Source organism: Paenibacillus jiangxiensis (assembly GCF_046098255.1).
Taxonomy (GTDB): domain Bacteria; phylum Bacillota; class Bacilli; order Paenibacillales; family Paenibacillaceae; genus Paenibacillus; species Paenibacillus jiagnxiensis.
In genome coordinates this window covers 21,372-33,574 of the sequence record NZ_JBJURI010000013.1, presented here as the reverse complement: position 1 = coordinate 33,574, position 12,203 = coordinate 21,372, and the positions used below count along the sequence as shown (strand labels likewise).

Sequence of the window (12,203 nt, the reverse complement as noted above, 5' to 3'; positions counted from 1 at the left end):
ATCAATTCTGCAAACGGTCCAGCCAGCAAGGCATTTATTGTTCCATCCTCAAATAAGAATAAATAAAGAGGTATTCTGCCCAATCGGAGAACCTTGCCGCTAATCTAAACCGGGAGCAGGAGGACCGTCATGCAAAATGACAATATAAAGCGATGGTTGGAGCTGGCGAAGCAGTTTCAGCAGGGGCAATTTTGGGACAGCGTGTTTGATTCCGATTACACCGAGCAGATGATGAAACAGTTCTCTGCACCGGACGGTACTGCTAAATCGGTTTCATCGTTCCCTCGTGCAGACGTCTTGCTTGGAATGCGCGAAATGCTGATTCGTGTGGATCTCCCCGGGGTCCGCAAGGAGGATGTGGAGCTATCTGTTTCGGATAATGCTGTCGTCGTGAAAGGGGTCGTTCATCCATTCGCGCAAAATATGAAAATCGTGCAGACGGAGCGGCATACCGGAGAATTTGAGCGGGCGATTTCATTGCCTGAAAGCATAGCTCCGCAAGGGAAAATAACAGCCAGGTTCGAAAACGGCCTGCTGGAAATTCGCATTCCGCGTGTGCAAAGACCGAGAGAGGAAATAAAAATCGACTAGCATCCGCAAAGGATATGCCATGAAAGGCGGGGAACGGAATGTTCATGAAGCTGTTGAAGCAGTTCCTCGGGCAAAATAACCGGATATCCAATTACAAGGCCGCAGATGCAGAGCAGCAGAGCTATCAGCGGCTGTTGTTGAAAATAGAAGCCATGGAAAAGGAACTCTCATTATGCAGACAAGCCCTGGACCAGCAGGCGATGAATCCGCCTGTCATTATTGAACATTTGAACATCGAGCGTTTGAATATTGATAAACTCCAGCATGAAAACAACTTTGGGGCACTGGGCATTAAAGAACTTAGCGGGCAGCTGAATATAGGCGCCAATTATCACACCGGGAGACCGCAAACGGTGAAGAACAGCGGAGCTGCGCCCGTCAAGCCGTCATCGGCTATGAAGTCCGAGGAAGGTCCGCGGTGCACCATCCGTGCGCAGAAATCCGAAGATCAAGGCAGCAATAGTTGACAGATTGTACATACATAACGGGCGGTTTTGGCACGATAGCTGCTTTAAAGGTCAGTATCGGGTGGGCATTTATCCGCATATGCTGGATAAAAAGCTAAATTGAAAGGAAGCTGGACCTTGTGACAAAAAGGCAGCCCCCCGTATTTGATTGGGATAGTTTCGGAGACTATCTCCAAAAGCAGATTCCGTTTGGCGGCAAATCCGATTGGCTCGGCGGCATCGTACCCGGCAAACAGGTTGAGAGCTATATTCGTAAAACGATGAATCAATTTTTAGGGGATTCGGGCCTTAACCTGAGCGCATTTCAGCCATTCGCCGAATCGGGTGAGATTGAATACAATCTGTTTGAGACACACCGCTGCATTTTCGTACGGTGCGACGTCCCTGAGGGTACTCCCTTGGAGGACATCAAATTTCTCGTAAACAGACGGACGCTGCGTATCCAGCTGGCGGGAAAGTCCCGGGAAATCACCCTTCCGCAGGATGTAAATCCGAACCGGTCTATCGCGAGGTTAAAGGACGGAATCCTTGAGGTGCGCATGCCGAAATTGCCGGGCACTCAGCCGCTGCGGGAAATTCCCATCCGCGATTGATACAGGATGGTTACAGAGCACAAAAAATCCCCACTGGTGAAACAGCAGGGATTTCGGACTTCCTGCAGCGCCTTATATAGCGCTGTTTTTGACTGTATTACTATCCGCTAAATCAGGATCGACAATCGTAGCGACAGGCACGTTGATGGGCGACAAGTCTCCGTTGATTTCTCCCACGGCCTGATTCCTTTTATACGAAAGCAGTTCATCGATTGACTGGAAGGACCCCGCGTTGGTTACGGAAGCATTATCCACTGCATTGATTTTAAAAGCGAGCAGATTGATTTGCATCGGTGTTATAAACAGCATGACATCACTCCTTTTGATCAGACTGGCGAACGGTTAAACGATGCTGTTTTTAATGGAATTCGAGTCCAGCAAATCGGTGTCCGAAACCCACGAAACCGGCAGGAACATGGGGGATATATCGCCATTCTGCTCACCGATCCCCTGATTCCGTTTGTAAGACACGAACAAGTCGATATGCTCACTTGGGCCTATGTTGACAACAGCCGCATGATCAATCGCATTGATTTTTAATCCGCCGATATTGAGTACCATGGGCGCAAAATTCAATATATCACCCCTTGACATAAGGAATCCTATTCGAGTCAAAAGCAGTGTTCGAATCGGCGCCATCCCGGTCATCCACAAAGCTGCGTGTCCCCAGAAAATCGGCACCGTCGCCCATATTTTGACCAAGACCCATGTTTTTCTTGTCCGAATTATGCCATTCCGCCAGCAGGTTCTGGCCTACATTGATAGCAGAAGCATTTTCGAAGGAATTCACCTTGATGATATTGATATTAATGACAATGTGAGGAAATGAGGGGGGCATCCGTGTTTCCTCCTTTTGATTTGTGTCATGCTGTCCGGAACCTGCTTTACAGGTTCTTTTTTTGTGAGAAAGAGTCCAGAAAGTCTTCATCCAACACCATTTGTACTGTAAAAAAGCGGGATGTGCCATCCGCAAGCTGCTGGCCGAAGCCCTGATTTTTTTTGGCACTGACATTTCTGCCGACCTTGACGTTGGTTCCGAACGAAATGCTCCCCAAATGATCCGTGTTATTGACTTCCAGGCCGCCAATATTCACACATACCGGAATAAACATGTCGAATGTTCCTTTCGTGAATTTTGATCATGCTGTCAGGCATGTTAGCACCCGGCAACAGGTTTTTTAATAAGACTATGGATGGAAAGCACGAAATATGCCCGCTGTATCCGTAATATGATTTTCTGGTGATGGGGGCGGGAACTTCAACTGGTGGTTGACGGCATGGACGTTTATTTTTATAATAAAAATAATTTGAATAGCGGAACCTATCGGAAGCACCGATCATCTCCTCCGGGAGAATGGTCGGTGCTTTTTTGTTTTCCGTTCCGGCAAAGGAGAGAAGTTATGTCCAGATTACGTGTGCGGCACAGGCAATTGGTGCTGGCTTGTGCTGTGGGGGCTGTTGTCACGCTGATCGTATGCCTGACCATCGGCGTGCTGCTGTTCCGAAGCTTTGAGACAGATTATTCGCAGGAAACAGCGCAGTTGGAGCAGGAGCTTGCAGATACGAAGCAAATTTTGCAGCAGGAGATGAGACAGGTACCTGTCGTTGTCAGTGATCACAAAGCCGGGGATGCGCTTGCGGAGACGGATATTGCCCTAGTAAATATTCCTGCGGCGTCCGTGCCTGAAAATGTGTTGAACAAGGAGGACATCGTCGGCAAATACACCAAGATTGACCTTCCCCAAAACACGGCGGTCACAAAATCCATGCTGTTTGAGAATGGTGTCACCCCGGATGATATGAGAAATCAGGAATTCAGGCTCATTCAGCTGCCTGCCAAGCTGGGCCCGGATCAATTTGTCGATGTCCGGATCAAATTCCCGACCGGTGAAGACTACATCGTCCTGTCCAAGAAGAAAGTAAAGGATCTGTCAGGAGGGCTGATTTCCTACGAGATGGATGAGCAGGAGATTCTGATGATGTCCAGCGCCATTGTAGATGCCTATATCAACGAGGCGACGATCTACGCGCTGAGCTACGTTGATCCTTACATGCAGGATAAGGCGATCGTAACCTATCCGCCTAAAGACGAGGTCAAGAAGCTGATCCAATCTGATCCGAACATTGTAAAAGTGGCGACAGAGCAGCTTGAATCCAGGAAAAGGACCGTCCTTGAAATGAATCTGGCGGCCATGTCCGAGACAGAGCGGGGCAGATACAGCACGGGCGCGGCAGGCGCAGGGAGCTACAGCGAAGCTGCCTCGGCCTCAAATGGGCTGACAGACAGCAGTAGTTCAGGCTACGCTTCGCAGCTGCCTCCCGTTAAAGATGCGCTGCCTGTAGAAGGTAATGGCTATGCTGAGAGCCAGCATACAACGTCTTCCAATTCCCCCACCCCTCCGGCAAACGGGAAAGCGCAAAACCCGAAGTTGTTAGAGGAGACAGCGGGTACCGCCGCGGCAAGCGACGATGTCATCTACGGACAGATGCCCGAGAGCAATGTTCAACCTTAAGGAGGTGCAGGTTTGCAAAACATTATGTTTTTAGGTGCTTGTGATAAGGGAGGGCTGCTGATCTGGCTAGGCAAAATTCTGGCATCAGCCGGCAAAAAGGTGCTGATTATCGACGCCACCGTGCTGCAGAAGTATCAGTTCGCAGTCCCGGAGCTGTCTGGGGACGGTTTGAAGGGAGGCAGCAGAGTCATTGAATTTAATGGTTTTGATGTGGCGTCAGGTTTCGAACACAGCTTCAAAAACGGAGCAGCCATTCATGAGTCGCTGGAGAGCTTTTTCCAAAGAAACAACGAGCAGTACACCAGCTATGATTTTGTGCTCATGGATGTCGATCATACGGATGTGCTGGAAGCTTCACTGCTGACGGCATGGGGGGGCGCCAGCAGCTATGCGCTGGTCACCAACAGCGAGCGGTATACGATTCAGCGTAATGCAGAGTTGCTGCAGAAGCTGTTTCAGGAGCAGCAGGGGGATGACCTGCAGATGGTTCGCATCAGGTACATGGCAGCAGAAAGCCCGGTTAGTGAAGCTTTTATGGAGACTGCCGCAGGCCATCTGAACACAGTATTTCCTGACGAACAGGATGTAGAGTTTTATTACGATGAAATGGACTACATAGCAGGTGTACGCATGCAGTATGAGACCAGGCTGAAGCTGAAAGGACTATCCAGAAGCACGAAAAAGACGCTGCTCACCATTCTCGCGGCTGTAACCGCTGTGGAAAGAAACTCATTGCGGCTGGCCTTGAAGGCGGCGGAAAGGGGAAGGTAAAACATGTCGATCATTACATTCTGGAGCCCGGATTACGGGCGTGGGAACACGGCGAACTGTGCCGCAGCCGGGGCCATGATTGGACTGGACTATGATATCCGGACACTGATCGCCCGGACCCAATTTGGGAATTCGAGTCTGGAAGACGCTTTTCTCAAATCCAAGGAACTGCAAATCAAAAATTTCGTGACCTCGGCAGCGACCGGGATGGATGCGCTCGAACGGCTGTTTAAAACGAAACGGCTGAGTGCGTCCGGCATCAGCAACCATACCTTATCGCTTGAACCTGGACGGCTGGATCTTTTGACAGGCACCAGCAAGCCGGATGAATCCGGTCATGAAGGGATTGAGCATGTTATGGCTGCCATATTTGATGAGGCAAGGCGATATTATCAGGCCATCATGTTGGATATTGAAAGCGGCGGGGCAAATAAGACAACAAATCAGCTTATTCAAAGCTCGGATCTTGTCGTAGTTAATCTGAGTCAGGATTTAAGCTCGCTGGAGCGTTATGCCAGTCAGGAGAAGTGGCCGTCCGCACTGCAGGGGAAGAACAAAATGATCTTGCTTGGGCAATATGATCCCCACTCCAAATATAACGCGACGAATATTAAGCGGAAATTCGGGATCAAGGACCCGGTCTTTGTCATTCCGTACTGCTCGGATTACCGGGACGCTTTCAATGATAAAGATGTGCTTGGCTGGTTCCGGCGTGCCCGCAATGCCGGGCGGCGGCATGAAAGCTATCCTTTCTTTCAGGAGGTCAGGAAGGCTGTGAAGGAGATGCTGTCCCAAATCGGAGTCAATACAGAGATCAAGCGAATCGAGAGGGGAGTATCCTGATGCTTGTCATATGGAATGGCATCGGTATTGGAATCCTGCTGACCGTTCTCCTGTCATACCTGATCTACAAGCTGAGGCATCCGCAGGCTGTACGGAAAGAAAAGAAAAAACCGGAGGATATGGAGCGGTACAGCATCAAGCAGATGACCCAGTATATTAAAGACAAATTCAATGAAATGACAGGTGCGAATCTGTATGACCTGGCTCTGGACCTCGAGGATTTCAACCGGCAAAAGCATATGCGTACCGAGCTGAAGGCTGCGCTTAAGGGCTGTAACAGCGGTGATTTGTACGACAAAATGTACGTCAAGGATCTGATTTATGATCTGCTGATCAGGGATTACGGCATGAATGAGCGCAATGCAGACTATGTCCTGCCCTTTGAAGAGCCGGACAAGCTGGCAGCCAGGGATAAATTCGATATTTTAATACAGCTTTATAAGAAAAAGCATCATTACAAGGCGCTTCCCCGGATGATTGAAGAATACCGGCTGGATGAGCTTAAATCCGTGATTGAGGAAGGGCAGACGGAGTCCTACATCATCACAGAGGATGAGATAAGCAGAATTTACCGCGAGAAGTGCGCAGGCTTGCTGTCTTTTGAGGATAAAATGCAGGTCATCGTACAGCGGATTTACCAGAGCTTCAAGGGGTTTGGCGTCATAGACGAGATTCGGTATATGGAAATCGACGGCGTATCGGGCGGAGTATCCGGCATTCCTGCCTCCATGCAGGATATTGAGGATGAAGAGCAGATGCTGCAGGCGATGAAAGTCAGCTCGGGGCATGATAACACCCATTCGGTATGGATTATGTACCGGGGGAAAACGATGCATTTATCCTTTCTTTCCTTTGGCAGCGAGCTGGAGCTGAAGCGGATCTGTCAAACGATCTACAAATGGAATAATCCGGGCCAGCTTACGGAGCAGAACGGTTTTATCGTCAACGATATGAAGGACAATTCGCGGATCGTTGTGATGCGCCCCCCGTTTGCAGAGTCATGGGTGTTTTTCAACCGGAAATTCAATCTCACGTACACCGATTTGGAGCATTTCCTGAACCCCAGGGACCGGGGATACGCATTTGTAAACACTGAACTGCCTATTCGTCTAATCCCATTCCTTATGAAGGGAGCCAGAGTGACTACGGTCACAGGAGATCAGGGAACGGGAAAATCGACCTTGATGATGGCTATGACACGTTACATAGCCGGATATCTAACCCTTCGTGTGCAGGAAATGGCCTTTGAGCTGCACCTGCGGAACCTGTTTCCGCAGCGGAACATTGTGTCCGTTCGGGAAACGGCGGATATTACAGGCCAAAAAGGGATGGATATTCAGAAAAAGACGGATGGAGCGGTCAACATTATCGGCGAGGCTGCGACCGCGGAGCAGGTTGCCTGGTTTCTGCAGGCCGGTACCGTTGCCAGCTTGTTCACCATTTTATCGCATCATGCCAAGACGTTCCGCGATCTCGTATTTTCCCTGCGCAATTCAACGCTGCAGACCGGGCTGTTCCGCAATGAGTCCATTGCCGAGCAGCAGGTGGTCAACGTACTGGATTTTGACATCCATCTATTCAAGGATGCGGAAGGGCGCAGATATATTGAACGGATTACGGAATGTGTACCCTTGCTGGAGCAGGATACGTATCCCGAAGATCCGGGGCAGGCAGCCATCGAGTTTTACAGACGCATGACGGACCGCAAAACGTTCGAAGGCAGAGATATCGTCGTATTTCAAGACGGCGGGTATATCGCCAAGCATCCGATTTCGGAGCGGCAGCAGGCGGAAATGATGCGCCACATGAATGCCAGGGACCGGGTGGAATTTACGGAGCTGCTTGCAGCCTACTGGAAGGTGCCCGCATGAACAGCTGGCTGCTTACAGGCTTCTTTTTCGGAATGTTTCTGCTGTTTATGATCGCCTTTGCCTGGATCGCCTTCGTGAAAAACGCGGAAGGGAGAAGGAAAAGCGATGCTTTTGAAAGACTGTTCGGGAAAAGAGCGAGCCGTCATCGCCTAAACCTGATTTATCAGAAATCCTATGTTCAGTTTCAGCGATTGCCGTTGCTGCGAAAGTACATCTGGAAGATCCGCAAACGGCTGGAGGTGCTGGACTCCTTCGATGAGTACGCGATTCGCCGGCAGACGATGCATATTGCTTTTATTACATTGACTTCGACTACAATTCTGGTGCTGTTGTTTTGCCTGATCACACGTGATCTGTTCACCATTTTCTTTATTCTGTTCGGCGCTGTCGTGCTGAACGGAGTGATGATCACTACCTTTGTGAACCGTGTGGAGGACCGGCTGCTGAAGCAGTCGATCACGCTGTATGAGGATACAAGGCATCAATTTCAGCGGACCCGGAATGTGGAGGAGGCAATTTATGAAGCAAGTCTGACTGCTCCTCATGAGGCGGCCCGGCATGGTGAGCGGATTTATGAAATTTTGACCGCAGATGATCAGCACAAGGCCTTGGACATTTACTACGAGGTTGCGCCCAACAAGTATTATAAAATGTTCACCGGCTTTTCCTTTCTCGTATCTGAATTTGGGGACCGGATTGTCAGAAATTCGTCCATGTATCTCAGTGCGATTGCAAAGCTGATCCAGGACGTGAACTATGAAATTTTAAGAAGAGAGCGGCTGAACTATTTGCTTAAGGGATTATCAACGATTGCTGTGCTTTCGGTGCTGTTTGTAAAACCGATTGAGCTGTGGGCGAAAACCTACTTTCCTGTCATGAGCGATTTTTATTCCAGTAAGCTCGGTTTTTTCATCAAGGTCTTTTTCTTCCTTGTCGTGTTACTGTGCTACGCGCTGATCAAGAAGCTGCTGGCGAATGACGAGGCCAGGTATGTAGCCAAGAGCGAGCGTCTGCTTTGGGAGAAGCTTCTGTATACCAAAATTCCCCCGCTGCGCTGGGTAGTGGACCGCTTCGTGCCTGCGCCGAACAAAAAGGATCATTTTCAGCTTACGGTACTGATCAAGGAAGCCAACTCTTATCTCACATTGGAGTGGCTGTATGTTCAGCGTCTGCTGCTCAGCGGCATCATTTTGACAGGAACGGTCGCCATGTTTTTCTACATGCATTCCCTGTCCGTTCATAATGTGCTGCACGATCCTCTGCGGGGGACGGGAGTTTTCGGAAGGCTTGGCCCGGATGAGCTGGCGGTTGCGCAAAAGAATACCGATTTTGACCGCTCCGTGCTTGTCATGCTGGAGGAAACGGCAGAGGTATCGCCATCATCGCTGATCCCCCTGGTAAGCACGTTAACACAAACTAGCAGCAATGATGCCATGACTATATTTACGGCAAACCGAATCTATCAAAAATATGTGGACATTCAGAATGAGTACTTCAAGTGGTGGGAGCTGTTGTTATGCCTGCTGCTCGCCTGCACAGCTTATCATACGCCTCTTTGGCTGCTGTATTTCCAGAAAAAGATTCGTTATATGGAGATGCAGGACGAGGTGGATCAGTTCCATACGATTATATCCATCTTGGCCCAGTTTGAAAGAATGGATGTCGAAACGGTGCTTGAGTGGATGGAGAGATACAGCGTTATTTTTAAGGACCCGATTAAAAACTGTCTGAACAATTACAGCAGTGGTCAGGAGGAAGCTCTGGAAATACTGGGTGAGGATGTGGCTTTTGAGCCTTTTGTCAGGGTCGTTGAAAAGCTGAGGTTATCGGTGGAGAAGATTCCGCTGCTGCAGGCTTTTGACGATCTGGAATTGACGAAGGAGTATTACGCCGAAAAACGAAAGGAGCACTTCAGCCGGCTGATTGAGCGGAAAGCGTTCTGGGGCAGAATCTTTGGATTGGCACCATCCATGTACTTAATCTTTCTTTATTTGGTAGTCCCGATGATTTACTTGAGCATGACACAGGCAGGGGCGTCCTTTGAGCAAATACGGAATGTGCAGTGAGTTGATATTTTATTTATTACATTTAGAAAAGGGGAGTATGAAATATGGGTACTGCGGCAAAAGCATTAATCGGAGCAGCGGGTCTGTTCCTCGCTATCGCCTTGATTACGTTGAGTGTAACACTGTTCGGCACAGCCCAGGAGGGGGCCAAGCAAGCGCAGACAGAGTTTTCCGGCATTCAGACCGAGCTGTCAGGACAGGCGTATGCCGGCTATGATAATACGATTTTGACTGGCAGCCAGGTGGTGAACACCATCCGCAAATTCAGCAATAAGGAAAGTTTTACAATTAAGGTGTCAACGAATAAGAATCGAGGCGGAACCATCTACACCAAAGGTAGTATTGGCGGGTCTACGGATATTACCTCCAACGAATACGTTAATCCGTCAGGACAATTCAAAGGTGTGATTATTCGTGACGAGAACAATGTGGTTACAGGCATTGAATTTACGCAAAGCTGATGGACAGGATTCGCCGAAATGAATAGTATTACCGCCAAAATGCTGTTTACTGCGGTCGGTTTTCTGCTGTTCATTAGCGCAGCCGCGGTCGGAGCCGGATTATTTATTCAAAATCACGATGCGTTGAACGAAGTGGATGCTGCGCTGGGCAGCCGGGACCGGGATGTCGTCTTGATTCCAGTGATGGAAGGGGAAGAGAAGGTCAGCGGGGCCGCAGTCATGCAATCCGTATTGCAAATTGCGGAGCTCGGGACGGATATCCAGGTGGACGGTTATCTTTTTTCCAAAGACGTTGGTATAGAAGATACGGATGTATCCATAGTTGATCTACGGGCTGTCTACAGCACAGCGTATCAAAGGAATGGGGATGGTGCGCTCGAACGTTTAATATTCAGAAAACAATAAGAAATGGAGATCGTGAATGGCCAGGTACGTGCTTTATCCATTTGCCATTATGGTTGCTTGTCTGCTGCTCTATTTCTATCCTATGCAAACGGCGTATCAACAGCAGGATCAGATTGCTTACAATATTGCTTATCAGGCGACCACCAACTTTGTGGATGCTGTGCGCAGCAAAGGATACATTACACCGACCATGTATAAAGATTTTACAAGGGAGCTTGGCGTTTCAAATCTATATGATATCCAACTGGAGCATAGGGCAAAGCAGTATAACCCGGTTTATCTGGACCCGCTCGATTCCGCCACCTTTACTGGAAAAACAGATGTGTATTATGAGGCCCGGTACACGAAAAGTATTTTGGCCGTTTTATTTCCTGTGGGAGGCGGCTCGGATTTTGCGGATAGCCGGAGGTATTACATGCGGGAGGGTGATTTTTTCTCCGTTACGGTGAGGAATACGAATACCACCAAGGCTGCCCTGATGCACGATTTCCTGACCAATGATCATTCCGAAGATCCGACGAGGATCTATATCCCTTATGGAGGGATGATACTGAATGAAGATTATTAGCTGGTCGCTTGTGCTGGTGGTGATCGTATTTCCGCTTTTCTTTAAAAATAATATGCGGGCGCTTGAGCAGGAGAGGACTCAGGAAAAGATTGTGCTCTATGATGGGGCTGTGCGAACAGCGGTACAGGATGCGGCTTTTGCCCTGCAGTTGAACGAAAACCAGGACATGGAGAGCGATTATGCTTCCGTGAAACGGGTTCGTGCCAACAAAGAGCTGGCAGTAGAGACTTTTTACGAGACGCTTTTTAATAATATAGGGATTCGTGATGATGAAACAGCCCAAGGGGTGCTTAAAACGTATATTCCCCTTATTGCGGTGGTTGATTACGACGGGCTGTGGGTGTATACCAACGAAACCTTTCGGAATGGAAGAGGAGAAAAGGTAAACAAGCAGGTATGGAAATCCAAAAAGCCGTTTGCTTATGCAGATGAGCAGGGAAACAGCCTCTCTTTTACGCTGGACGATTATGTGTATGCTTATGACGCCGAGGCGAAAACGTGGTTTGAGGGGACGAGAGCAGATGTCGCAGTTCTTATGGGGCAACGTATAGCTTTGCTTGACGATCCGGAGCTTTTCGAACAGGTACGGCGGACGACGATTATATCGGTGCTGCAGGACAATTTGGCATATTATATTAATTCCTATAACGAGTATGTACGAAAACTGGGCATAACCTATACATTTACGCTGCCGCGTGTGGAGCAAGAGGAATGGAACAATACGATCAACGATATCGGGGTTATTTCCTTTATTCAAGGCATACCGGTTGGGCTGAATCGATATAACAGCTATGCGCTCGGCGGCAGCAGGCTGATTAAAAATACGGAGATATTCGGATATGTGGAAGATGGCATCAAGGTCTACTATCGTGCAACTGATAAGCATGCGGGTGAAATCATAGAAAAATTCACAAGTGAGAAGGAGGCGGCTTTGGCCGGTTATTTTCCGGGAAGTGCAGCAAAAAAATAATTTTACAAATTCTAGTGAAACTTTTTGGAGAAATTGGAAGGGGAGGTTACACTGAAAGAGTATATGCCAAGAGATGAATTGGGG

The 12,203-nt window shown here is 48.8% G+C and carries 16 protein-coding genes; 12 read left to right on the top strand and 4 right to left on the bottom strand.

The genetic code is table 11. The features are described 5' to 3' along the window. Nucleotides 1–129: 129 nt before the first annotated feature. The 3 genes from ACI1P2_RS13995 (at nucleotide 130) to ACI1P2_RS13985 (ending at nucleotide 1,651) form a co-directional block, all read left to right on the top strand. Nucleotides 130–591, top strand: a complete 462-nt coding sequence (locus ACI1P2_RS13995) for an Hsp20/alpha crystallin family protein (RefSeq protein WP_355320479.1) — start codon at nucleotides 130–132, stop codon at nucleotides 589–591. Nucleotides 592–629: 38 nt separating this feature from the next. After that, complete coding sequence (locus ACI1P2_RS13990) at nucleotides 630–1,058, top strand: hypothetical protein (RefSeq protein WP_355320478.1); 429 nt, start codon at nucleotides 630–632, stop codon at nucleotides 1,056–1,058. Nucleotides 1,059–1,177: 119 nt separating this feature from the next. Beyond that, complete coding sequence (locus ACI1P2_RS13985; RefSeq protein WP_355320477.1) at nucleotides 1,178–1,651, top strand: Hsp20/alpha crystallin family protein; 474 nt, start codon at nucleotides 1,178–1,180, stop codon at nucleotides 1,649–1,651. A 72-nt stretch (nucleotides 1,652–1,723) separates the two neighbouring features. On the opposite strand, the gene ACI1P2_RS13980 is transcribed toward ACI1P2_RS13985, so the two are convergent. The 4 genes from ACI1P2_RS13980 to ACI1P2_RS13965 are packed head-to-tail and all read right to left on the bottom strand — an operon-like array spanning nucleotide 1,724 to nucleotide 2,763. Next, nucleotides 1,724–1,960: a hypothetical protein gene (locus ACI1P2_RS13980; RefSeq protein WP_355320476.1), complete on the bottom strand. Its 237-nt coding sequence runs from the start codon at nucleotides 1,958–1,960 to the stop codon at nucleotides 1,724–1,726. A gap of 33 nt (nucleotides 1,961–1,993) precedes the next feature. Continuing rightward, the gene (locus ACI1P2_RS13975) at nucleotides 1,994–2,227 is read right to left on the bottom strand and encodes a spore germination protein (RefSeq protein ID WP_355320475.1); all 234 of its coding nucleotides are present in this window, start codon (nucleotides 2,225–2,227) and stop codon (nucleotides 1,994–1,996) included. Nucleotides 2,228–2,231: 4 nt separating this feature from the next. Then, nucleotides 2,232–2,489 (bottom strand): hypothetical protein, encoded by a 258-nt coding sequence (locus ACI1P2_RS13970; RefSeq protein ID WP_355320474.1) that lies wholly within the window; start codon nucleotides 2,487–2,489, stop codon nucleotides 2,232–2,234. A 46-nt stretch (nucleotides 2,490–2,535) separates the two neighbouring features. After that, nucleotides 2,536–2,763: a hypothetical protein gene (locus ACI1P2_RS13965; RefSeq protein ID WP_355320473.1), complete on the bottom strand. Its 228-nt coding sequence runs from the start codon at nucleotides 2,761–2,763 to the stop codon at nucleotides 2,536–2,538. 288 nt (nucleotides 2,764–3,051) lie between these two features. Between ACI1P2_RS13965 and ACI1P2_RS13960 the strand changes: the two genes are divergently transcribed. Genes ACI1P2_RS13960 through ACI1P2_RS13920 form a run of 9 tightly spaced genes read left to right on the top strand, consistent with a single transcriptional unit; the run spans nucleotide 3,052 to nucleotide 12,119 of the window. Then, nucleotides 3,052–4,164, top strand: coding sequence for an SAF domain-containing protein (locus ACI1P2_RS13960; RefSeq protein WP_355320472.1), 1,113 nt, complete (start codon nucleotides 3,052–3,054; stop codon nucleotides 4,162–4,164). Nucleotides 4,165–4,176: 12 nt separating this feature from the next. Beyond that, the gene (locus tag ACI1P2_RS13955; RefSeq protein ID WP_355320471.1) at nucleotides 4,177–4,935 is read left to right on the top strand and encodes a hypothetical protein; all 759 of its coding nucleotides are present in this window, start codon (nucleotides 4,177–4,179) and stop codon (nucleotides 4,933–4,935) included. 3 nt (nucleotides 4,936–4,938) lie between these two features. Beyond that, nucleotides 4,939–5,778 (top strand): hypothetical protein, encoded by an 840-nt coding sequence (locus tag ACI1P2_RS13950; protein WP_355320470.1) that lies wholly within the window; start codon nucleotides 4,939–4,941, stop codon nucleotides 5,776–5,778. After that, a complete protein-coding gene (locus ACI1P2_RS13945) occupies nucleotides 5,778–7,649 on the top strand; it encodes a P-loop NTPase family protein (protein WP_355320469.1) in 1,872 nt (623 codons plus the stop codon). Before ACI1P2_RS13950 ends, ACI1P2_RS13945 begins: the two co-directional genes overlap by 1 nt. Continuing rightward, a complete protein-coding gene (locus tag ACI1P2_RS13940) occupies nucleotides 7,646–9,715 on the top strand; it encodes a hypothetical protein (protein ID WP_355320468.1) in 2,070 nt (689 codons plus the stop codon). The genes ACI1P2_RS13945 and ACI1P2_RS13940 overlap by 4 nt, the downstream gene beginning before the upstream one ends. A 44-nt stretch (nucleotides 9,716–9,759) precedes the next feature. Next, complete coding sequence (locus ACI1P2_RS13935) at nucleotides 9,760–10,176, top strand: ABC transporter permease (RefSeq protein WP_355320467.1); 417 nt, start codon at nucleotides 9,760–9,762, stop codon at nucleotides 10,174–10,176. An 18-nt stretch (nucleotides 10,177–10,194) separates the two neighbouring features. Continuing rightward, nucleotides 10,195–10,581: a hypothetical protein gene (locus ACI1P2_RS13930; RefSeq protein ID WP_355320466.1), complete on the top strand. Its 387-nt coding sequence runs from the start codon at nucleotides 10,195–10,197 to the stop codon at nucleotides 10,579–10,581. Nucleotides 10,582–10,597: 16 nt separating this feature from the next. Then, on the top strand, nucleotides 10,598–11,149 hold the full coding sequence (locus tag ACI1P2_RS13925; RefSeq protein ID WP_355320465.1) for a hypothetical protein: 552 nt from the start codon (nucleotides 10,598–10,600) through the stop codon (nucleotides 11,147–11,149). After that, nucleotides 11,136–12,119: a hypothetical protein gene (locus tag ACI1P2_RS13920; protein ID WP_355320464.1), complete on the top strand. Its 984-nt coding sequence runs from the start codon at nucleotides 11,136–11,138 to the stop codon at nucleotides 12,117–12,119. Before ACI1P2_RS13925 ends, ACI1P2_RS13920 begins: the two co-directional genes overlap by 14 nt. Nucleotides 12,120–12,203 lie beyond the last annotated feature (84 nt).

Excerpts from the sequence above, each read along its gene's own strand:
- ACI1P2_RS13990 (WP_355320478.1), top strand. The coding sequence starts at position 630 with ATGTTCATGAAGCTGTTGAAGCAGTTCCTCGGGCAAAATAACCGGATA.
- ACI1P2_RS13935 (WP_355320467.1), top strand. The coding sequence starts at position 9,760 with ATGGGTACTGCGGCAAAAGCATTAATCGGAGCAGCGGGTCTGTTCCTC.
- ACI1P2_RS13960 (WP_355320472.1), top strand. The coding sequence starts at position 3,052 with ATGTCCAGATTACGTGTGCGGCACAGGCAATTGGTGCTGGCTTGTGCT.
- ACI1P2_RS13930 (WP_355320466.1), top strand. The coding sequence starts at position 10,195 with ATGAATAGTATTACCGCCAAAATGCTGTTTACTGCGGTCGGTTTTCTG.
- ACI1P2_RS13950 (WP_355320470.1), top strand. The coding sequence starts at position 4,939 with ATGTCGATCATTACATTCTGGAGCCCGGATTACGGGCGTGGGAACACG.
- ACI1P2_RS13995 (WP_355320479.1), top strand. The coding sequence starts at position 130 with ATGCAAAATGACAATATAAAGCGATGGTTGGAGCTGGCGAAGCAGTTT.
- ACI1P2_RS13965 (WP_355320473.1), bottom strand. The coding sequence starts at position 2,763 with ATGTTTATTCCGGTATGTGTGAATATTGGCGGCCTGGAAGTCAATAAC.
- ACI1P2_RS13970 (WP_355320474.1), bottom strand. The coding sequence starts at position 2,489 with ATGCCCCCCTCATTTCCTCACATTGTCATTAATATCAATATCATCAAG.
- ACI1P2_RS13980 (WP_355320476.1), bottom strand. The coding sequence starts at position 1,960 with ATGCTGTTTATAACACCGATGCAAATCAATCTGCTCGCTTTTAAAATC.
- ACI1P2_RS13945 (WP_355320469.1), top strand. The coding sequence starts at position 5,778 with ATGCTTGTCATATGGAATGGCATCGGTATTGGAATCCTGCTGACCGTT.
- ACI1P2_RS13925 (WP_355320465.1), top strand. The coding sequence starts at position 10,598 with ATGGCCAGGTACGTGCTTTATCCATTTGCCATTATGGTTGCTTGTCTG.
- ACI1P2_RS13940 (WP_355320468.1), top strand. The coding sequence starts at position 7,646 with ATGAACAGCTGGCTGCTTACAGGCTTCTTTTTCGGAATGTTTCTGCTG.
- ACI1P2_RS13920 (WP_355320464.1), top strand. The coding sequence starts at position 11,136 with ATGAAGATTATTAGCTGGTCGCTTGTGCTGGTGGTGATCGTATTTCCG.